This is a genomic window from Candidatus Nitrosopumilus sp. (genome assembly GCF_040878665.1).
Lineage (GTDB): Archaea > Thermoproteota > Nitrososphaeria > Nitrososphaerales > Nitrosopumilaceae > Nitrosopumilus.
Map to the genome: position 1 here is coordinate 12407 of NZ_JBBDLU010000002.1, position 18915 is coordinate 31321.

Sequence of the window (18915 nt, forward strand, 5' to 3'; positions counted from 1 at the left end):
ATTAACTTGCCAATGTATTTACAATATCTGATTTTGTAATTATTCCAACTAGTTTTGAGTTTTTAACTACTGGCAATCCACTTATGTCATATTTGATCATGCGTGTTATGGCAACTTTTACATCATCATCCCTTTCTACTGTGACTGGTTTAGTTGCCATGATGTCTGTAGCATGAAACGGAAATAGATAGCTCATTTGATTTGAATGTGTTTCCTCTAAACCCTTTTTGTACTTGTATTCTTGGACCTCTTTAGGATCTGCTGATTCTGCTATCCATTGTGGTATTTTTGCAGGAACAAAGTCTCTAAAAGTAATTATTCCTACTGGAATTTGATTTCTTTGTACGACTATTCGTGATATCCCATATTTTAACAATAAACTCTCAACATGTAATATTGGATCACTAGGCGCTGCAGTAATTACATCTCGTTTCATTATTTTTCCAACTTTACATGGTGTTGATTCTTTTGTAAGAAATGCTTTTACTAGATCTGTCTCAGTTACAATTCCTTCTAAATTACCATCTTTGTTTGTGATGATGATTAGACTAATTCTGTGTTTTTTCATCATTTTTGCACATTCCTGCACAGAGTTCTTTCTAGTCAAAATGAATAATCTTTTAGATGTAAAGTCTGCTGCTTTTACAGACTCGATTGGGTTTGAACCCAACTCATAAATTTTTTTTGCAATATCCTTTTCAGTGATAACTCCTATGGGTTTTTTCTTATCTGTTATGATCACTCTTTTTACTTTATTTTTTAACAATGTTTCTCTTGTTTTCAGGAGTGTGGTATTGGGACTGACTGTAATCGGTTTTGTAATTAACTCTGACAGATTTATTTTTTTTACATCCACTTTTAATCTCATTTTCATTTATTCTCTGTTTTAATACTTTTATCAGTAAATGTCAACCCTGAAAATCATTAAGAGATATATTTACTTCAGGGTTACATCATTTGATATGGTTGATCCAGTTCCTTTATTCGTGGTTGGTTTATCTAAAGATGAACCTGCAAATGAGATTCTCTCTTCAAAGTTTGGCGCTGCCTTGGAAAAAGTCCAGCAGGTATTGTCTCATATTATTGAGGCAAAAATTACGGTAGAATATCAAAATCCTGAAGGTTCAAGAACCCATTATGAAGCGACTGCGTCTGTGAAGACTTCTAATAAAACTCTTATTTATACTGCTTCTGGATGGGACATTCTAAAAATTGCTGATGATTTGAGCAGAAAATTGGAAGGCGAATTGTCAAAACATAATGATAATCGACAAAGAGAAAGTATTCGTAAAAAGGAAGAATTTTGACATGTTTCAAAATATTCTTGTGCCATTTGATCTATCCGATCAATCCACTAGGGCCTTTAAAGTGGCATTGGATGTGGCAAAAAAATATCAATCTAAAGTAACTTTGTTAACCTGCCTTGAAGGGGATGCCTGGCATCACAAATATTATGATTCAAGAGCAGATAAAGAATTAATTAAAAAACAAAGTAAGGTAACCAAAAAATATATTGAAAAACTAGAATTATTTGCTGAAAAAAATAACGTTATTGTTAAATCTGAAATTATTACTTCAAAATCCGTAGTTAATGACATTGTGACGTTTGCAAAAACACGAAAACACGATCTAATTGTTATTGGATCTCATGGCAGAACTGGTTTTGATAAAGTTCTCTTAGGAAGTGTGGCAAATGGTGTGTCTCAGAAAACCCGTTGTCCTGTTTTGATTGTAAAATAATCTGGTTGTACTTGACTTGATTTCAATTATTGGAAGTGGTCGTGTTGGCTCATCTATTGCATTTCTTTGTGTATCTAATGCGCTGGATGATGTTTTACTAATCAACCGTAACAAAGACAAAGCCATTGGTGAATCTTTAGATATTGCAAATGCAATTCCTTCAACCTCGAAATTTTCTATTCGTGGAACTGATGACTATTCTAAATTAGTTGATTCAACTGTTGTTGTAATTGCAGCTAGTGTAGAATCATACACTACAGATAGAACTGAAAATATTACATCACAAGTAATTATGATAAAAGAAATAGCAGAAAAAATTAAACATTATTGCCCTTCTGCAATAGTTTTATTGATTTCTAATCCTCTTGATGTTTTGACATATTTTTTTCAAAAAGAAACTGGGTTTTCCAGATACAAAGTAATTGGAGTAGCTTCTAGTCTAGATGCCAGCAGATTTCGCTATTTTATTTCAGAGAAATTCTCTGTTCAACAATCGTCAATTACTGATGCAATGGTACTTGGTGAGCATGGGGATTCTATGGTACCTGTATTTTCTAATTGTTTTGTTGATGGAATTCCATTACTTTCAATGCTTGATGACAATCAAAAAAATTCTATCACAAACGATGTTAGAAATTATTGGAAAATACTGAGAAGTCATAAGAGCAGGTCACACTTTGGTATTGCCAAAAACACTTATGATGTCATCGATTCTATAACTAATGCAAAAGAATTATCAATTTCAGCATCTTTAGTTCTTGAAGGGGAATACGGCGAATCCGATGTTGCCATGGGGGTTCCAGTAAAAATTAATCAAAATGGCGTTATTGAAATACAAAAAATAGAACTTGATGAATTTGAACAAAATTCACTCAAAATTTCAGCACAAACTATCAGAAATAACATTCAATCTATCTGAATTTTTACAGTATAGAGTTTAATGCATATCCAATTGAATACGCTAACACTGCAGCAATTCCACCAATAATTAACGTAAATAAACCCGATTTAATTTTTGATTTTTTAACAATCTTTCCCTTGATAGATCCAACCAAGAAAAATGCTAATGCTACTAAAATTGTTGAATACATGAATGCATCATAATTTGAATCAACTCCTATCGTGATCAAGATCATAAAAGGAATTAATGGAATTAATCCAATAACATTGAATCCAAAAAATGTACTTAATGAACTATCTAAAGGACGCTTATCTCCTTCTATCAGTCCTAATTCTTCTTTCATCATTGTATCTACCCAAACCTTTCGCTTTGAAGTAATTACTTTGACGACTTCTTCAAGTAATTCTTCTTTGAATCCTTTTTTGGCATAAATCTCTCTAATCTCTTCTCTTTCTTGTTCTGCAAGATTGTCAATTTCCCACTCTTCTTGCTTCCTTTTCATTTCAATGTATTCATTTCTGGCCTTTGAAGATTGATAGTTTGCCGCAGCCATTGAAAATCCATCTGCAAATAAATTAGCAAATCCTAAAATTAGAATTATTCCTGGTGATAGTCCTGCACCTACTACTCCTGCAACTATTGCAAAAGTTGTTACAGCTCCATCAATAGAACCGTAAATAAATTCCTCAAAATGCCATTTCATTTGTTACATTTTTTTGTTATTGCTTTGATTAATTAACATGAATAATTTCAATATTGAAAATCAACACTGTTTCTTATATTGAATAACATGAATCAACAAATATGTCAAAAATTCAGAAAATTCTGGTACCTCTAGATGGTTCATCAAACTCGATGAGAGGATTGGATACTGCAATAGATATTGCAAAGGGATGTAATGCTGAAATTACTGGATTCTATGTATTTCATTTACCTCTAGCAGCAGGAGTAAAATACACACAAAAAATGAAAGATGACGCACAGAAAAAAGCAGTAAAAGCTATAGGTCCTGCAATGAACAAAACTCAAAAATCTGGTGCCACATTCAAATACAAAACTGGTGGTGGTAACACTGGTTCTGAAATATCTAATTTTGCTCAGAAAGGAAAATTTGACTTGATTGTGATTGGAGCTAGAGGTTTGGGTGGAGCAAAAGAAGCATTTCTTGGAAGCACATCAAATTATGTTATGCACAAAACAAAAGTCCCAGTGTTGATTGTAAAATAGATAAATATTTTTTCAAATATTTTTTACTTGCGTTATATTTTTAATTCATTAAATTAATTTTTCATATAACATTTAATATGGTGTATGTGTAACGTCAATTAGTAGTTATTTTACTTAATTATTCCGGTATTTTACGTTGATAATGTTTCAACTGTATTCAAAAATTACCTATTACAATTTGTTTTTATTTGACGAATGGTAATAATAATTAACAGTATATGGTAAATTATTCAAATGATTATGATGTAAAGTGTCAACTAGACACTTGCAAAACCTATCCTGCAATAACTGATTCTGAACGTGGAGAAATTATTTGCGGGGGATGCGGTCTTATTCTAGTGGACAGTATGTCTGATATGTCGTATGAAAATAATGGTTATTCCTCAGAAGATTTTATGAATTTGGCAAGAACTGGTCCTGCAACATCGTTAACAATGTATGATAGAGGACTATCAACCATAATTGGTACAAATAAAGATTCGACTGGAAAATCACTATCTAGTAAAACAAAATATGATTTTAACAGATTACGTACATGGGATCAACGAAGTAAATCTAAACAAACTGCTAATTTTAGCAAGGCATTCACTATAATGAATGGTATGAAAACAAAGTTGGGACTACCAAACAATGTTGTTGAAACTGCAGCGTACATTTACAGAAAAATAGTTCATGCGAAATTAACTAGAGGACGAACCTTGGCTTCCCTGATTTCAGCCTCATTATACGCTGCATGTAGGGAACACAATATTCCTAGAACTTTGGATGATATTGCAGTTGCTGGAAATGTGGAGAGAAGACTACTTTCTAGAGATTTGAGAACAATTGTAAAAAAACTTGGATTAACTCTTAATCAATATGATACAACTTCGTTCATCTCAAAAATTTCAAATAATCTGAATTTGGGAGAAAAAACCAAGCGAGATGCATTTGAGATACTGAAACGCTGTGAATCCGAACAGATCACTGCCGGAAAACATCCTGTAGGTCAAGCTGCTGCTTCGTTGTATCTCTCTTGTATTATGAATGGTGAAAAACTCAGTCAAAAGAAATTCTCAATAGAATCTGGAGTAAGTGATGTTACAATTCGAAACAGGGCTTCTTTGATAACAAAAACTCTCAAAATTATGAATCTGTAGTTGATTGATGAGTTAATTTAACATTAGTTGATGACTTTTTAATTAAATTTATGATAAAACTCACATTCAAACATTATAGGAATTGTAATATCTCATTGCATTCTCTTGGATTTGATTATCTTAAATATCCTGAAGATGTATCTTAACTGTGTCTGATCCCGAATTTCCAATTGAAGATATTAAAAATAAAATAAAAGATATTTTGTTAGAACCTGAAATTAGATTTTGTGGTCTGATTGATCGTAACGGTGAATTAATTTTAGGTGATGTTAAGAGTGGACTGATTCTTCTTGAAAATGATTCTAGAAGGAGACAAATGTTTCAGGAATTGGCACATAGAGTAGCAAATAGAGAAGGCTTTGATGCTAATTTAGGTAGGGTAAAGTACTCTTCTTCAAGACGAGAAAAGGTTGTGATGATGAGTTTTCCTATTGGAAGATACATTATACTAGTTGTTGCTGAACCTCATGTTAATATCGATAGACTTGGTTGGAAAATAATTGATAAATTAGGAAAACAATGGTCTGAGTTTCAAGGATTCTAAAATTCTTATCATGATTATAACATAACAAGTTGGGGACATCAAAATGGAAATAGAAAAAAAATATCAAACAGCATTAAATGATCTGATCTGCTATCTGAGAAATTCAAGACTTCTAACCGATGTTCATGTGGAAACTGCGTTTAGAAATATTCCAAGACATGAATTTGTTCCAAAATCTGATCTAGCATATGCATATTACAATGAACCATTACCGATAATGAAAAACCAGACTATCTCTCAGCCTGGTGTTGTATCTAGAATGACTGAGTGGTTAGATGTCAAAAATGGACAAAATATTCTTGAAATTGGTACTGGGTCTGGTTGGCAAAGTGGAATTCTATCATATTTGGTAGGAACTGGCACCGTATACTCCATTGAACGACATCCAGAATTAGTAAAATTCGCAAAAGAAAATCTTAAAAAATTAAAAATTGAAAATGTTCATGTAATTTTAGGTGATGGTAGTATTGGATATCCAAAATCCGCACCGTATGATAGAATAATAATCACTGCTGCTTGCACAGAAGTTCCTCTGCCTTTACTTGAACAATTAAATGAAAATGGGCTTTTACTTGCTCCTGTAGGAAATACTTCACAATCCTTAATTTTACTACAAAAGACTTCTAAAGGAATTATAGAAATAAAAAATCAACCAAATTATGTTTTTGTTCCTTTGCTGGGAAAATTTGGTAAGAAATGAAAATCCAAAATTTTTGGAATTATGTAAATCAGGGATTTTCAAAAATTAATCTGTCTAGGTTATTTTCTAATGTGATATTCACATGTGAAAATCTACCACTGAATTGATAATCTTCTACATGCTCTTTTACCCATGGCAAAAAAACCTGTAAAAAAATTGGCATCTTTGCCCCAAGTACCAAGTTTTTCCGAATTTGACAGGGTTTTTGACACTTTTAGAAGAGATTTGGAAAAATCATTTTTTTCTTTTCCTACAATGGATTTTCCATCTTTTCCAAAAATTCAAGAGTCTACATGTGATATGATTGATGAGGGCAAACAGTTTCGGGTAAAAATGAATGTGCCAGGCGTTACAAAAAAAGACATTGTTCTAAATGTGTCTGATAATGCTATGGAGATTCATGCAGAACATAAAGAAGAATCTGAAGAAAAGAAAAAGCACTATCTTAGAAAAGAACGCAGTGAAGTATCTTATGATCGAATTCTTCCATTACCTGAAAAAATACTCCAAGGAAAAGTTGAATCTAAACTCACTGATGGTGTATTGGAAATTATTTTACCAAAATCAAAACCAACACCACTTCAGAAAAAACGAACAATAAAGGTTCAATAATCTTTTTTAATTTTTTACCGCCGATATGCAAGGATAAAATGACATGTTTGTTTATGTCAAAACGAATTGCAGTAGTGATTGATGATGATAATCTAAAAAAACTTCAAACAAAACAATCTACAGAAATCAAAAAATCATCAAAATTAATTGCCTTTCAAGAATAATCAATGACCCGTCAGAAATTGTAAATAATATCACGTCCAGGGATGTGCGTCTTCACACCATATCTCAACTCCTTTAGATGTTCCATCAAGTGATTTACTTTTTTTAATCTCATCAAAAAGACATTCATCAGAACAATGAGTAGATTTGGGATTTTTCTTCATCCTTCCACATTTTTTACAAAACTTGTCCATAAACAATCTTGATTTTCACACATAAACTATGTTCCTTGAAATTCACAGTTGAAAATCACTTCAAATAAAACATCTTTTGTGTCTAATTTGATAAAATTTAAGTGTCATGTTCTTTATAACAATCACATGGGTTTCTTTACCGTCCAAAGAAAACCTTACATTCACAACAAAGAAAAAACAAGAACTGTAACATATCGATTACCTGTAAAATTAGTCGAAGAGATTGAGACTGAAGCTATGAATAACAACATATCTCACAATGTAATGGCAAGACAAATTTTAGAAAAGTACATTCAGTGGGATAGATTTGCAGATAAGATTGGAATGATTCCAGTCCCAAAAAAAATTCTAGACACGTTGGGAATAGAGATGAGTTCGGCAGAGATCAACGAGATAGTCAACATGATAAAACCCGTAATCAAAGATGCAGTGTTATTTATCAAAGGCAAATATGATTTGAAAAGATGTATTGAAACATTAGAAGACTATATGCGAGCATCAGGAATGAAGTCAGATCATAGAATTGAAGGAGAATTACATCACTTTATTATTCAGCATGGACTTGGAATGAACTGGTCGTTACTAACTGAACAACTTTTAAAAGAAATATTCCATGAATTTTTACCTAATCAAAATATTAAAGCACAAACCACGGAAGCCACTGTGATTGTTACCATCTCATTAGGGACTGATTTTAATGAGCACGAATATTAGAAAAATAAACTAGTTGAGGATTAACTCAACTTCTGTCTTACCATTGTTAAATGAACTTTGAATTCCTTTGACCTTGCTTTTGTACATAAATAGTCTTTTTCCTTCATCTGTAATCATTCCTGATGTTACAACTAGTTTGTTGTCATGAAGACTTTGCATTCTTCTATAGACTGTACTCATTGGAATTTGAGTCTCAGCAGTGATTTCAATTGCTGATTTTGGGGTATACATGATGGATTCAAGGATGGCTCTACAATACTTGTCTGATAAAATTTCAAGTATGCTGTCTTTTTTCTCTGTTTCTTCAACTTTGAAGGTTTGTTGTAATGTTTGCATGAATAAGAATGATTATAATTTGATATAATCAGTGAGTACACACTGTCTTACATTGTAAGATGAACAAAAATATGTTAATTCTGAATTAACTGTTTTAATCTAATTTAGAACCTTGACTGCGTCTCATTTTACGCCCTAAAAATGCAATAACCCATCCAATTGCTACAAGTATAGTTCCAAACAGAACATTCCATTGATGATATTTCGTGTATTCCTCTTCAAATCTTGGATCCTCTTGAAATTGTTCTTGTGGAATGTCTGTTAAATAAAGAGCCCATAGTGAAACTCCAACAAGTAATTGATGAAATGGACAGACATCATTTAGAAATGAAAATTTTACTTGAACACGCAATTAATGATCCTACATTAAAACAACGACTTTTAGAAAAAATTGAAAAACACATGCAATCATCAAATCCATAATTGTAAATACCCTTTAAGGATAAATTAAATATGATTGATCAAAACAATGTCAAAAAATTTGAAATCACTTCTGATGAATTATATGATTTACTCCAAAAAAAAGAATCATTATTGTTGTTTGACTTGAGATTACAAGAAACTTACAAGACAGGACACATCAATGGAGCCGTGCACGCTGTTTGTGATGTTAGAACTAAAGATACGATAATGCCTAAAATTCCAAAAAATATCAAACTAGTTCTCATCGATGATGATGGAATCATGTCTGAAGAAACTACAAAGATGATGCGTTCATTTGGATTAGATGCACACTATCTTCAAGGTGGGATGAAAAGTTGGAATAAAGAAGTAATTGAGGGAAGTCCAACTGCCGTGATAAAACCTGACGAACTCTGGAAAAAATTTCAAAACCCAAAACTGTTTTTATTGGATGTTAGAGACGCTGATGAATTTTCTGATTTTAAAATTCCCGGCAGTGTGAATATTCCACTCAAAGATTTATTCAAATCTGAGAATATATCTAAAATTCCCAAAGATAAAGAAATCGTAACAGTTTGTCCGCATGGAAATAGAGCCATGGTTGCAACCTTTGCATTAGCAAGAAATGGAATCAAATCCAATGTTCTTGATGGTGGTCTTGCAGGATGGAGTCAAGTACTCAATGCAGTAAAAGTTGCAGAAAATCCTACAGTAATTCAAGTAGAAAAAATTGGCAAAGGGTGCCTCTCATATATTGTAATTTCTGAAGATGAGTCAATAGTAATTGATCCGCTTTATCCAACAGAAAAATATCTGGAAATTGCAAAACAAGAGAATGTAAAAATTACTAAAATAATTGACACACATCAACATGCAGATCATGTATCTGCAGCACAAGAATTGGCAACTCTATCTGGGGCTTTGATGTATGAAAGCAATCTTGAGGTGTGGGATAGATCATCTGCTTTTTTGGATGATGGACAAATAGTGACGTTTGGCACATCAAAACTTCGTGTAATTCATACACCCGGTCATACTCCTGGGAGTTTGTCATATGTGGTAAATGAAAAATATGTTTTCACTGGAGACATCCTGTTCATTGAAAGTATTGGAAGGCCTGATCTTAGGGATAATGCAGAAGAATTTGCAGAGCAACTTTATGATTCATTGCATAGCAAGCTATTGAAACTTCCTTTAGACACAATAGTTTTTCCAACACATCACGGAATATCTGTGATTCCTGAGAATGGAATCTATTCAACTACAATAGAAAAGGCAAAAAAACACGATGTGTTAACTCTGTCAAAAGAAGAGTTTGTAAAACAAGTAGTCAGTGTTACAGTACCTCGACCTATGAACTATCAAAAAATAATTCAGATAAACAAAGGCTCTATACCTTTAGTTAAAACTGACATTCCTGATTTAGAACTGGGACCAAACAGATGTAGCATTACTGGGAGGTAAATTCACCTAATGGATCTTACAATGCTGAATTCTGCAATTGGATTTGGACAACAATCCTGGAAAACTATTGTTTTTAGTATGATACTCTTAATTACTGTAGTATCTTATCAGTAGACCTTTTGAAGCCATTTAAGAATTGTAGGTCAAAAACAAAAATTTGTGATGATTTTCAACTTTAACAATCATGTGCAATTTAAAAATAGGACTCAAAATATTACTTTATTTGTGGTTTCAAAGGATAAGGCATTGATAATTATTGCAATTGTAGTGGGTGTTGGAGCTCTGGCAGGAATGATCGGCTTAATTGGTCAAGGAAATGTTAGACATGTTTTAATTTTTTGGCAAGAGAAAGTTGAACAGACTGTTGCTTTTGAAGATATTGATGGAATAGTTCAACTTCAAGGGATAGTGGGTATTGGCGGCGAACCAAATCCTCATTTAATAACTAGAACTTCATTTGCATACGTCTTAACTGTCATCAATAATGGTGATACTCATCATAGATTATACATTGAAGGATTAGATGTTCAAACAGATTTGTTAGAACCTGGAGCCAGAGAAACCATTACAATATATCCTACAAAAGAAGGTCTTTACAAATACTATGATAAACGACAATATCTTGAACATTTGGGATTTGTGGAAGTGGTAACTGTAGTTCCTAGTGATGAATTTACAGGAATTTTTCGTGATTTAATTTAAAATCAACGTTGACAATCAATTAACTTGTTTTTATTAATGGTTTTTTCATCATTCGCATGAAACAAGTTCTTGGAATCACATTACTTTCACTTTTGATAACTGTGTATAGTTCTGAGTATGTCTATGCAGAGCATGTTTTCGAAGATATGGGAGCATATGCACAATATCTTGATATTTCTCAATTAGAATCTGAAAAAGTCACTTTTATTTTTGATGATAAATCATACGATGTTTACTATGGATATCATGGGAGTCTTGATGCTATGGACTCTGATGCTGTTTTTCCATCATTGTCTTCTATGAATGTAAATGAGGAAAGAAAATCTATTGAAATTTTTATGGATGACGTTCCTGAAAAGACAGATTTTTGGGTACGAGTTCCTGAAGATGTCCTTTATGCTGATGGTGAAAAATTCATAGTTTTAGTTGATGGTATAGACACTAGATATGATTTAATGAAATTTCCAAGTGATCATGTAATTGGATTCATTATTGATGAAAAAACAAAAAATATTGAAATAATTGGGACTGAAGTTATTCCTGAATTTGGCATGTTTACAATATTATTATTGGGTGTTTCGATGATTGGATTGATATGTTTTACACGAAAATCATTCTTTGTAAATAGCTGGAATGGGTTAACCAAGTGATACTATGTCTTCAAAAAATAAAACAAATCAGGAAAAATGTAAATCTATATTGGAATTACCTGAGATAAGATTCGTAGGATTCCTAGATTATATGGGAAATCTCGTTGTAGGTGATTTCAAACCTGGGTTATCTCCCTTAAAAGATGAATATGAACGGAAAAAGATGTTTATGGAAGCAGTCTTGAGAATTAGAACTAGGCAGGATTTTGATGAAAATTTAGGTCCAGTCGAATATGCTGCTGCTAGAAGAAAAAATATTGTAACTATGACTATTCCATTTGTGGATACAATTCTCTTCATATCTGCAGAACCTACAGTAGATATTGATGTACTTGCAAGAAAAGTTTTAGACTTGTTGTAGCTGTTGTAAAAATGAAGCATAAAATAATAATTTTTAAAAAAATCATTGAAAAATTATGACCGAATACAGTTATCTTTCTTCATTAAAGAATAAAGAATTTTTAATTTTAAAAAAACTATGTGATGATTCACTTTCATTAAATTCTAAAGAAAAACTCCAAGCAGAATTAGAAGAAGTTAGAACAGAGATTAAAAAATTAGGATAATCTCTGAAAAATTCTCCAAATACTCAATTATCCATTTTCATTTGTGGTAATTGCCTTGTGTTTTTTATATCTAGTTGAGTTAGTAAAATTATGAAATATGCCTTAGATTATAAAAATACGCCAAGAACAATAAAATACGAATCCACTCTTGCGGATGTCTTAAAAAAAATAATTGATGAAAAAAAAAGTCGACTTTTAGTCACAGAAAATGGCAAAATCACAGGCATTGTTACTGAAAAAGATTTGGGCGTCTTTCTTCTAACTGATAACACTGAAAGAAAACTAGATGAAATTCCATTGTCTACAATTTTCAAAAAAATAATTTCGGTTGATGAACATACAAGCATGATAGAATGTGCCGAAATAATGCTGACAACATCTATTGGTTCATTGGTCATAAAATCCGGAGATGAAGTTGTTGGAATCTTAACAAAGACTGATCTTGTGAGATATTACACAAAAACACACCCTGACGAAAAGATAGTTGGAGAGTACATGTCTCCGTATTATGCCTGGCAATACTCTGACACTCCTCTATACAAAGTGGTTCTAAAAATGATTGACGAAAAGATATCTCGTGTAATACTTCGAAATAATGATGAAGTACCTGTAGGAATCATTACGTTTCGAGATTTATTTGAATTGGCATTAAAACAAGGAAACTATGATGATGTTCTTGATAACACTGATCCTGTGATGTCTGTGATATTTCCTAGAAAAGGATTCATTTCTGAATCTGGGTTTGGTGGAAGTGTAAAAGTTAATGATATCATGAGTAAAGATATTGTTTCTGTAAATTATGATGATGATTTGGCAAAAACAGGAAAATTACTTTTAGATAAAAACATCAATGGTGCAGGAGTTTTATCTAAACATGGTAATATCGTTGGAATAATCAGCAAGACTGACATTGTAAAAGCTGTAGCGTTTTTAAAATAACTATAGAATAGAATTGAAAGATAATATTTTCACTAAACGTACAATTTTTTTGTTACTTACTGGTATTGGGCTAGTTTTGTTTTGGAGAGGCATCTGGGAAGTTTCAGCAAAATTCTTCTCTGAAGACTTGAGTTTGATTATAGGGCTGATCATTTTGATTTTTGTTGCAATATATGAGCGACGACAAATTTTCCAATTTTTTGGAGGTGGGCATTGATTGATTTATGTAATAAGAAAAATATTATTTCCTAATGACTTTTGAAATAATTCTATTTCCTCTTGATTCTTTAACATATATTGAAAATACTCTATTTTCACATGTGAGAATTTTGATCTAATTTAACTATCAATCTTGTTTTCTATAATTATGAGAGATGATACTTTCTGTCATTGTGGTTCTTGTGGACATGAAAAAACTGATGAATGCTACACAAAACAATGTTCATGTTGTTTGACTGATCATCAAGGTGCATTTGGTAAAAATAAATGAGGCTAAAATTTAGAAATGATTACATCTAAAAAAGTAATTTTAGAGCAACATGTACTGTGGTTCCTAACTCAAAAAACTGGCATTGATAATACAATAAATTGAAATCTGAATACCGCATCTATTAAAATGATTGAAATGTATGACCATAAACTAGAATATGTTTTAATGATTGGGGTTGCATTGAGTGGTAAAACCACTTATCTCAAGGCAAATTTTAATCATGAACGCGTGGCTTTATCATTTTTTGATAATGATAGAAAAAAAGAATTCCAACACATCGAAGAATGTCTCAAAGAAGGAAAAAATGTGGTAATTGATGATACAAATCTAACTGTTGCTATACGAAAACAACACATAGATCTTGCAAAGAAATACCATGCTAAGGTGAGAGGAGTTTTAATGAACACCTCAAGTGTATTACTTGAAAAAAGACAAAAAAGTAGACGTGATCCATTCCCCATAGTAGTAATTTACAAACAACTCAAACAACTAGAAACACCAGTAATTGAAGAAGGATTTGATGAATTAATTGTAAAAAAAGATTATGAACAACCTAAAAACACCTAGTTTGATTTTGAAATCAAAATTGATTTTTGAAAAATAATAACAAAAGATGTGATCGAACGTTTAGAAATTTAACCTAAAAGTAATTATTTTTGGCTCAGGTTTTTTAACAAAAACGTAATCTTAGTATGTTCATTGAGTCAGAGACATCTCGCGGTGTTAGCTGGAAGAGCCCAATGCTCACATAAACTAGTTAATGCATTTCAGAGTCTCCATAGTGAAGGAGACTGACTTTTTTTTCATGTGGAAGATAAACTAAGATTTAATCATCAAACAGTATTTTAGTGCCAATTAAGACATCATAATGGATGACAGAAATTCAGCTAGCAGGTTCAGGTGGATGGATTAATGCAGATCTTAACGATGATCAAGTAAATAAATCAAAACTTGTTCCAAACATGGATAAGCATTTTCTAGCATCACTTGAAAAACTAGATACTGCAAAAATGATAAAACATTTTTGTAAACAGTGTAATTCTGAATTTGATGGTCCAACCCAGATACAAATAGAAGAGCAACCAAACGAGGTAGTTGCCGATGGATTAATTTTGATAGAGAGAGGACAATATACTTGTCACAAATGTAATTCAATCATTGGAGAATACAGAGTATTTCAGAAAAATGATTAAGACAACATCATACATGACTTTTCCTTAGAAATATAGAATTTTGTACCGATTGGGAAACTTGTCTGAATTTACAAATCAATGAGTTTTGAATAATCTATCATCAAAATGTAAAAATATACTATTTCAAACGTTTGTAAATTTCTTTAAATTCCATTGAGAGATTATATGAAAGGTTTAGCATATGTGTTAATTTATTCATCGAGGTCATACCATTTCCAATTTGTCTCAGGATTGTCAAAGCTTTTTGTGGGGAAGTTACAGAGGGAGGTTTTTGACCTGTCCATGTTTTAAAAGAATCTTCTACATCTAAACAAAAATTCAAAATAAATTCTCTCCAGTAAGGCATTCCATGTATATTCTTTTTTCCTAGACATATTTGTGATAATTCATGAAATTCATTTTTTCTATCTGTGTATAATATTTCAAGAGCTTTGTTAATTTTTTCTTCTGTATATTTTGCACTGTTTAACATATACATTCCTGCAATGACCATGATCATAACTCATCACGTTGGCAGATAAACTGATTCGATATTCTCATATGTGAAAATAAAGTCTATTTATCTAATTGAAACTCTTTTTTTAGTAGTTTTTCGTGCTGGTCTGTCAGTTTTTTCAGTTTTCAATTTTGGTTTATCTGTTGATATACTCACGCCTTTTTTTTGACCTTTACGTCTTGCATCATTACGTATTTTTTCATTTTTTTGTAATTTTTTTAATTCCTCAGTATCTGTTTTACGAGTTTTATTTCGAACCATCCATATCCAATATTAATCTCTGTAATAAATAACAATCTCATATTCATATTTGATTATCAGCATCTTCTTTTTATTAAATCTGCAAATAAATCAAATTCATGGATTCTGTTACATCGGAGAAAATTTATGGATATTTAAGAGATATACAAACTGCCAAAGTAAAGTCACTAATCACTAAAGTCATTACAGTTGAGCCATCAGATTTACTTTCAAGTGTAATTGATAAAATTTTAAAAAATAATTCATACGATGTTTTTCATTTTAATGGGAAATCTACCCTTTCAACTAATACTAGAGTATTACTCGATGCCAAAAATATTTCTAAAATGGATGTTGAATCTCTCCTTTATTCTGTTTCTCATATTGACTCAAATGATACAATTCAAAAGGCTGCAAAGATTATTTCAGATTATAGAACTCGTGAGGCACCAGTAGTAGAAAATAACAAAATAATTGGAGTTGTCACTGCAAAAAAAATCTTGGAATTACTTTCAACTAAAGGCAACAAATCGATCAAAGCCAAAATGATTTACACTAAAAATCCCATCACAATATCTTCGGAAAAACATCTTAGCAATGCTAAGAAGATAATGACTTCAAAGAGACTGGATCATCTCCCTGTAATGAATAATGGAAAAATAAGACAAGTTCTCACCCCTGCACATATCATAGAATATCTCATACCACAAGAACGTCAAGGTAACAGGTCTGTAGGAATCCGAACTGCACATAAATTAGAATTTGAAATTGGAAATATAGGAAGTATGCGAATTCCTCAATGTACTCCTGATGATGATCTTGACAAAATTCTAAATTCTATGTTAAAAACTGACACTTCTTGTTGTTTAGTTAAGATAGGAGAAACTCTTGAGGGAATAATTACATTTAAGGATATTCTTGAATTGATATCAAAATCATAATTAATAACACGTTCTAATTCATTACTACAACAAGCACAATTTCATACCTAAATAGGGGGCATTCTATTTTTATTGAATCACAATAATTTTTCTTTTTTTGATATCATCATTAAGAATAATTTTGCATTCCTCGTCAGGAAAAATAGTTAGATGTGTTTTTAGGAATTTTGTTTTTAATTTTTTAGATTTATTTTTTATTGTGTGTTGTTTTTCAAATTTACTGTAAATGGATATTATCAAATTAGTGCCAAATGAAAATTAAAAATGATTTGGATTTAAACCGCAATTATCTTTAAAAATCAATGGTGATAATGGTATTATCTCTTTAAATATTATTTTTGTACATTATAGTATGCATTAGACTTCGGTTTGATGCAACACACGGAAACGTAGGGTGATAACTCAATGCGGTATACATTGGTATATGGTATAATGCGTTTCCGTGATCTATTAATTTAATATATTTAGCAATGAATTAAGTACTTAAACAAAATGACGCCAAGTATTTTTTGATATGAGATACAATCACAGATAAAATTAAATGATAAACGGATGAAAATTCATTGTAAGATATTCAAATTTTTAAAGAACATAGTAAAGTGATGATGGATGAAACAAATAGAATATGTACTGATGATTGGAGTTGCTTTAAGTGGAAAGACTACATATAGAAAGATAAATTTCAATTATGACGAGCATTACCATATTTTAACAACCGTAGGAAAAAGAATTGGAATACATAGAGTTGTCTCAAAGAAGGAAACGTATCATGGTTGATGATACAAATCTAACTTTATCAATACAAAAACACGAACAAAGACAAAAGCACAACGTAATTCAATTCTATTATCGCTAATTTACAAACAGAACAAAGAACTTGAGATACCTATCCTGGAGGAAGGTTTTGATCAATTAATCGTAAAAAAAGACCACGAACAGCCAAAAAGCATCTAATTTTGTTCATGCTGTAAAAAATACCATTCAACTATTCGGGACTGAAAAACAATATTGTCTAATTAACAATTTATCATAATTATCAAAAACAGGAATCAGAATAACACTAATCTAAAGAACTATTATTTAGATTGTAATATGAATCCTGAAATTCAGAAAAAGATTGATGAGATAATGTATGAAACAAATGAAAAGATTTCGGCAATTGTTAATGAAATAAGAGATATTCGATTTTCTAAAATGAGCGAAAGTGAAAAACAACTCAAATGTGATAATCTCAGATTGGAATTTGAGCAAGTAATGATTAAAGAAGAAGAAAAAGTAGTAAAAGTGATGAAGGAATATCCATGAAAATTAATGAGATTGACCCAGATTATGAAACGGTAAAGATTGATCAGATTGGGGTGATTGATTCTCTTAACGGAGCAGTTGTATTCAGAGACGAAACAGTAGAATTTACAATGTCAGGTTTTTCATCTGAAGTTGCAAGATACATTTCTAATTTTTTAGAAGGAAAACGTGAGGAACCGCCGACCATATACAAATTGGTTGAGCAGATTTGTGAGGAAAATGAGATGTGCCTAGTCAAAGTCAAAATCTATGAAGGTGGAGATATTTTTAGAGCAAATCTGTATTTTACTGGAAAAAAAGATCTAGTGTTTAGAAACTTTAGAGCATCAGATGCAATAGCATTGGCAACATATTACAGCATTCCAATTTTAATAAGAAAATCACTTTTGAAAAAAATTGAGAATCAGAAATAAATTTGAAGGAATTGTTATTGGAGGTCATTCTTCAGGTGTTGATTTAACCACATTTGCTAACAATCCTGCAAACAAGATTGATCAAATTGTAATTGGATCCAGAGGAATGGGATTTCCAAAGGAATTATTTTTTGGAAGTACATCAAACTTTGTCTTACATAAGGCAAAGGCTCCAGTGACCATAGTGAAATAAGATTCTGGGTAGTCTACGTGGGTTAGAATAGGATCTTCTACGTGTTTATTTCCGTGGTTAGTCTTACTCTTTCTATTTTGGATAGATTTGACAATCTTAATTTTTGTAGCATCACGTTTGGTTTTTAATCGGTGGTGTATAGGACATGCGCCTGATATCACTAATTGTTAATGCACAAATGTTAAAGATTGGTAATCTGACATACTATACACTTTTTGTAAATCTATAGGCACAAAAAGTGTTAAAGATACTTCATTATCATACTTGTTATTTGTTTAACAAAATTTAGTTGGGACATTTGCTGTTAAAGTTGATCTCAGATTATGACTTTTTGTGGGTTTTCCTATCTATTTTACAACTTTTTGGTATTTAGGAGAGTGTATGATTGATAATCTCCACTCACTTATAATACAAAAAATTCAAATCATATTTGATAGCAATGCATGGTATGTCCTCTGTTTTTAAGGTACATTTGCATAAATTAATTTCAAATAATCTGTATGTTCTGTTGATTTTGTTTTCAGTATTTTTTTTAATATATCTTGGATGGATCTATGCTGAACCTATTTTTGATTTTAGTTTTGGATCTGTTGGTAATGATGATGGTCAATTCAAAGCACCAATTGGAATAGCACTTGATTCTGCAGGAAAC

Annotated in this window: 30 protein-coding genes; 23 read left to right on the forward strand and 7 right to left on the reverse strand. The window is 31.4% G+C overall.

Annotated features, from left to right (window positions below; genetic code table 11):
- Position 1: 1 nt before the first annotated feature.
- Positions 2–868, reverse strand: a complete 867-nt coding sequence (locus WDZ98_RS01240) for a CBS domain-containing protein (RefSeq protein ID WP_368058376.1) — start codon at positions 866–868, stop codon at positions 2–4.
- A 94-nt stretch (positions 869–962) separates the two neighbouring features.
- Between WDZ98_RS01240 and WDZ98_RS01245 the strand changes: the two genes are divergently transcribed.
- Genes WDZ98_RS01245 through WDZ98_RS01255 form a run of 3 tightly spaced genes read left to right on the forward strand, consistent with a single transcriptional unit; the run spans position 963 to position 2659 of the window.
- Entirely contained in the window at positions 963–1307 is a 345-nt protein-coding gene (locus WDZ98_RS01245; RefSeq protein ID WP_368058374.1) for a hypothetical protein, read from the forward strand.
- Position 1308: 1 nt separating this feature from the next.
- On the forward strand, positions 1309–1740 hold the full coding sequence (locus WDZ98_RS01250; RefSeq protein ID WP_368058372.1) for a universal stress protein: 432 nt from the start codon (positions 1309–1311) through the stop codon (positions 1738–1740).
- A gap of 16 nt (positions 1741–1756) precedes the next feature.
- A complete protein-coding gene (locus WDZ98_RS01255; RefSeq protein WP_368058370.1) occupies positions 1757–2659 on the forward strand; it encodes a malate dehydrogenase in 903 nt (300 codons plus the stop codon).
- Between the two features lie 4 nt (positions 2660–2663).
- On the opposite strand, the gene WDZ98_RS01260 is transcribed toward WDZ98_RS01255, so the two are convergent.
- Positions 2664–3344 (reverse strand): VIT1/CCC1 transporter family protein, encoded by a 681-nt coding sequence (locus WDZ98_RS01260; RefSeq protein WP_368058368.1) that lies wholly within the window; start codon positions 3342–3344, stop codon positions 2664–2666.
- 101 nt (positions 3345–3445) lie between these two features.
- Between WDZ98_RS01260 and WDZ98_RS01265 the strand changes: the two genes are divergently transcribed.
- The 5 genes from WDZ98_RS01265 to WDZ98_RS01285 all read left to right on the forward strand — a co-directional run bounded on the left by WDZ98_RS01265 (position 3446) and on the right by WDZ98_RS01285 (position 6863).
- Entirely contained in the window at positions 3446–3868 is a 423-nt protein-coding gene (locus WDZ98_RS01265; RefSeq protein WP_368058366.1) for a universal stress protein, read from the forward strand.
- A 218-nt stretch (positions 3869–4086) separates the two neighbouring features.
- Complete coding sequence (locus WDZ98_RS01270; protein ID WP_368058364.1) at positions 4087–5007, forward strand: transcription initiation factor IIB family protein; 921 nt, start codon at positions 4087–4089, stop codon at positions 5005–5007.
- Between the two features lie 148 nt (positions 5008–5155).
- On the forward strand, positions 5156–5551 hold the full coding sequence (locus tag WDZ98_RS01275) for a DUF6659 family protein (RefSeq protein ID WP_368058362.1): 396 nt from the start codon (positions 5156–5158) through the stop codon (positions 5549–5551).
- Positions 5552–5594: 43 nt separating this feature from the next.
- Positions 5595–6251 carry a protein-L-isoaspartate(D-aspartate) O-methyltransferase gene (locus WDZ98_RS01280; protein WP_368058360.1) on the forward strand — a complete coding sequence of 219 codons (657 nt, stop codon included), beginning with the start codon at positions 5595–5597 and terminating at the stop codon, positions 6249–6251.
- 132 nt (positions 6252–6383) lie between these two features.
- Positions 6384–6863, forward strand: a complete 480-nt coding sequence (locus WDZ98_RS01285; RefSeq protein ID WP_368058358.1) for an Hsp20/alpha crystallin family protein — start codon at positions 6384–6386, stop codon at positions 6861–6863.
- 194 nt (positions 6864–7057) lie between these two features.
- On the opposite strand, the gene WDZ98_RS01290 is transcribed toward WDZ98_RS01285, so the two are convergent.
- A complete protein-coding gene (locus tag WDZ98_RS01290; RefSeq protein ID WP_368058356.1) occupies positions 7058–7189 on the reverse strand; it encodes a hypothetical protein in 132 nt (43 codons plus the stop codon).
- A gap of 156 nt (positions 7190–7345) precedes the next feature.
- Here WDZ98_RS01290 and WDZ98_RS01295 point away from each other — a divergent pair, with 156 nt between their 5' ends.
- A complete protein-coding gene (locus WDZ98_RS01295; RefSeq protein ID WP_368060901.1) occupies positions 7346–7933 on the forward strand; it encodes a hypothetical protein in 588 nt (195 codons plus the stop codon).
- Between the two features lie 9 nt (positions 7934–7942).
- Here the strand turns inward: WDZ98_RS01295 and WDZ98_RS01300 are convergent, their stop codons facing one another.
- On the reverse strand, positions 7943–8269 hold the full coding sequence (locus tag WDZ98_RS01300; RefSeq protein ID WP_368058352.1) for a winged helix-turn-helix domain-containing protein: 327 nt from the start codon (positions 8267–8269) through the stop codon (positions 7943–7945).
- 94 nt (positions 8270–8363) lie between these two features.
- Positions 8364–8621: a hypothetical protein gene (locus WDZ98_RS01305; protein WP_368058350.1), complete on the reverse strand. Its 258-nt coding sequence runs from the start codon at positions 8619–8621 to the stop codon at positions 8364–8366.
- 101 nt (positions 8622–8722) lie between these two features.
- Between WDZ98_RS01305 and WDZ98_RS01310 the strand changes: the two genes are divergently transcribed.
- From WDZ98_RS01310 to WDZ98_RS01345, 8 genes are all read left to right on the forward strand, one after another.
- Complete coding sequence (locus tag WDZ98_RS01310; protein WP_368058348.1) at positions 8723–10135, forward strand: rhodanese-like domain-containing protein; 1413 nt, start codon at positions 8723–8725, stop codon at positions 10133–10135.
- 225 nt (positions 10136–10360) lie between these two features.
- A complete protein-coding gene (locus WDZ98_RS01315) occupies positions 10361–10837 on the forward strand; it encodes a hypothetical protein (protein WP_368058346.1) in 477 nt (158 codons plus the stop codon).
- 56 nt (positions 10838–10893) lie between these two features.
- Entirely contained in the window at positions 10894–11487 is a 594-nt protein-coding gene (locus WDZ98_RS01320; protein ID WP_368058344.1) for a PEFG-CTERM sorting domain-containing protein, read from the forward strand.
- A gap of 4 nt (positions 11488–11491) precedes the next feature.
- Positions 11492–11848 (forward strand): DUF6659 family protein, encoded by a 357-nt coding sequence (locus WDZ98_RS01325; protein ID WP_368058342.1) that lies wholly within the window; start codon positions 11492–11494, stop codon positions 11846–11848.
- 55 nt (positions 11849–11903) lie between these two features.
- The gene (locus tag WDZ98_RS01330) at positions 11904–12053 is read left to right on the forward strand and encodes a hypothetical protein (RefSeq protein ID WP_368058340.1); all 150 of its coding nucleotides are present in this window, start codon (positions 11904–11906) and stop codon (positions 12051–12053) included.
- A gap of 90 nt (positions 12054–12143) precedes the next feature.
- The gene (locus WDZ98_RS01335) at positions 12144–12992 is read left to right on the forward strand and encodes a CBS domain-containing protein (RefSeq protein WP_368058338.1); all 849 of its coding nucleotides are present in this window, start codon (positions 12144–12146) and stop codon (positions 12990–12992) included.
- Between the two features lie 616 nt (positions 12993–13608).
- On the forward strand, positions 13609–14049 hold the full coding sequence (locus WDZ98_RS01340; RefSeq protein ID WP_368060903.1) for an AAA family ATPase: 441 nt from the start codon (positions 13609–13611) through the stop codon (positions 14047–14049).
- A 305-nt stretch (positions 14050–14354) separates the two neighbouring features.
- Positions 14355–14675: a hypothetical protein gene (locus WDZ98_RS01345; RefSeq protein ID WP_368058334.1), complete on the forward strand. Its 321-nt coding sequence runs from the start codon at positions 14355–14357 to the stop codon at positions 14673–14675.
- A gap of 118 nt (positions 14676–14793) precedes the next feature.
- Here WDZ98_RS01345 and WDZ98_RS01350 read toward each other — a convergent pair whose 3' ends face one another.
- Together WDZ98_RS01350 and WDZ98_RS01355 are read right to left on the reverse strand one after the other, a co-directional pair.
- Entirely contained in the window at positions 14794–15168 is a 375-nt protein-coding gene (locus tag WDZ98_RS01350; protein WP_368058332.1) for a hypothetical protein, read from the reverse strand.
- 66 nt (positions 15169–15234) lie between these two features.
- Positions 15235–15432 carry a hypothetical protein gene (locus tag WDZ98_RS01355; RefSeq protein ID WP_368058330.1) on the reverse strand — a complete coding sequence of 66 codons (198 nt, stop codon included), beginning with the start codon at positions 15430–15432 and terminating at the stop codon, positions 15235–15237.
- Positions 15433–15530: 98 nt separating this feature from the next.
- Here WDZ98_RS01355 and WDZ98_RS01360 point away from each other — a divergent pair, with 98 nt between their 5' ends.
- From WDZ98_RS01360 to WDZ98_RS01385, 6 genes are all read left to right on the forward strand, one after another.
- Positions 15531–16352 carry a CBS domain-containing protein gene (locus tag WDZ98_RS01360; protein ID WP_368058328.1) on the forward strand — a complete coding sequence of 274 codons (822 nt, stop codon included), beginning with the start codon at positions 15531–15533 and terminating at the stop codon, positions 16350–16352.
- A 609-nt stretch (positions 16353–16961) separates the two neighbouring features.
- The gene (locus WDZ98_RS01365; RefSeq protein ID WP_368058326.1) at positions 16962–17129 is read left to right on the forward strand and encodes a hypothetical protein; all 168 of its coding nucleotides are present in this window, start codon (positions 16962–16964) and stop codon (positions 17127–17129) included.
- Positions 17130–17444: 315 nt separating this feature from the next.
- Complete coding sequence (locus WDZ98_RS01370) at positions 17445–17657, forward strand: hypothetical protein (protein ID WP_368058324.1); 213 nt, start codon at positions 17445–17447, stop codon at positions 17655–17657.
- Entirely contained in the window at positions 17654–18070 is a 417-nt protein-coding gene (locus tag WDZ98_RS01375) for a bifunctional nuclease family protein (protein WP_368058322.1), read from the forward strand. The genes WDZ98_RS01370 and WDZ98_RS01375 overlap by 4 nt, the downstream gene beginning before the upstream one ends.
- Positions 18054–18263, forward strand: a complete 210-nt coding sequence (locus tag WDZ98_RS01380; RefSeq protein ID WP_368058320.1) for a universal stress protein — start codon at positions 18054–18056, stop codon at positions 18261–18263. The genes WDZ98_RS01375 and WDZ98_RS01380 overlap by 17 nt, the downstream gene beginning before the upstream one ends.
- A gap of 448 nt (positions 18264–18711) precedes the next feature.
- A partial coding sequence (locus WDZ98_RS01385; protein WP_368058318.1) for a hypothetical protein occupies positions 18712–18915 on the forward strand: 204 nt, incomplete at its 3' end.

Coding starts and splice junctions, on each gene's coding strand:
- WDZ98_RS01240 (WP_368058376.1), bottom strand. CDS start 868: ATGAGATTAAAAGTGGATGTAAAAAAAATAAATCTGTCAGAGTTAATT.
- WDZ98_RS01245 (WP_368058374.1), top strand. CDS start 963: ATGGTTGATCCAGTTCCTTTATTCGTGGTTGGTTTATCTAAAGATGAA.
- WDZ98_RS01250 (WP_368058372.1), top strand. CDS start 1,309: ATGTTTCAAAATATTCTTGTGCCATTTGATCTATCCGATCAATCCACT.
- WDZ98_RS01260 (WP_368058368.1), bottom strand. CDS start 3,344: ATGAAATGGCATTTTGAGGAATTTATTTACGGTTCTATTGATGGAGCT.
- WDZ98_RS01265 (WP_368058366.1), top strand. CDS start 3,446: ATGTCAAAAATTCAGAAAATTCTGGTACCTCTAGATGGTTCATCAAAC.
- WDZ98_RS01270 (WP_368058364.1), top strand. CDS start 4,087: ATGGTAAATTATTCAAATGATTATGATGTAAAGTGTCAACTAGACACT.
- WDZ98_RS01280 (WP_368058360.1), top strand. CDS start 5,595: ATGGAAATAGAAAAAAAATATCAAACAGCATTAAATGATCTGATCTGC.
- WDZ98_RS01285 (WP_368058358.1), top strand. CDS start 6,384: ATGGCAAAAAAACCTGTAAAAAAATTGGCATCTTTGCCCCAAGTACCA.
- WDZ98_RS01290 (WP_368058356.1), bottom strand. CDS start 7,189: ATGAAGAAAAATCCCAAATCTACTCATTGTTCTGATGAATGTCTTTTT.
- WDZ98_RS01295 (WP_368060901.1), top strand. CDS start 7,346: ATGGGTTTCTTTACCGTCCAAAGAAAACCTTACATTCACAACAAAGAA.
- WDZ98_RS01300 (WP_368058352.1), bottom strand. CDS start 8,269: ATGCAAACATTACAACAAACCTTCAAAGTTGAAGAAACAGAGAAAAAA.
- WDZ98_RS01310 (WP_368058348.1), top strand. CDS start 8,723: ATGATTGATCAAAACAATGTCAAAAAATTTGAAATCACTTCTGATGAA.
- WDZ98_RS01320 (WP_368058344.1), top strand. CDS start 10,894: ATGAAACAAGTTCTTGGAATCACATTACTTTCACTTTTGATAACTGTG.
- WDZ98_RS01325 (WP_368058342.1), top strand. CDS start 11,492: ATGTCTTCAAAAAATAAAACAAATCAGGAAAAATGTAAATCTATATTG.
- WDZ98_RS01330 (WP_368058340.1), top strand. CDS start 11,904: ATGACCGAATACAGTTATCTTTCTTCATTAAAGAATAAAGAATTTTTA.
- WDZ98_RS01335 (WP_368058338.1), top strand. CDS start 12,144: ATGAAATATGCCTTAGATTATAAAAATACGCCAAGAACAATAAAATAC.
- WDZ98_RS01340 (WP_368060903.1), top strand. CDS start 13,609: ATGATTGAAATGTATGACCATAAACTAGAATATGTTTTAATGATTGGG.
- WDZ98_RS01345 (WP_368058334.1), top strand. CDS start 14,355: ATGACAGAAATTCAGCTAGCAGGTTCAGGTGGATGGATTAATGCAGAT.
- WDZ98_RS01350 (WP_368058332.1), bottom strand. CDS start 15,168: ATGGTCATTGCAGGAATGTATATGTTAAACAGTGCAAAATATACAGAA.
- WDZ98_RS01355 (WP_368058330.1), bottom strand. CDS start 15,432: ATGGTTCGAAATAAAACTCGTAAAACAGATACTGAGGAATTAAAAAAA.
- WDZ98_RS01360 (WP_368058328.1), top strand. CDS start 15,531: ATGGATTCTGTTACATCGGAGAAAATTTATGGATATTTAAGAGATATA.
- WDZ98_RS01365 (WP_368058326.1), top strand. CDS start 16,962: ATGAAACAAATAGAATATGTACTGATGATTGGAGTTGCTTTAAGTGGA.
- WDZ98_RS01370 (WP_368058324.1), top strand. CDS start 17,445: ATGAATCCTGAAATTCAGAAAAAGATTGATGAGATAATGTATGAAACA.
- WDZ98_RS01375 (WP_368058322.1), top strand. CDS start 17,654: ATGAAAATTAATGAGATTGACCCAGATTATGAAACGGTAAAGATTGAT.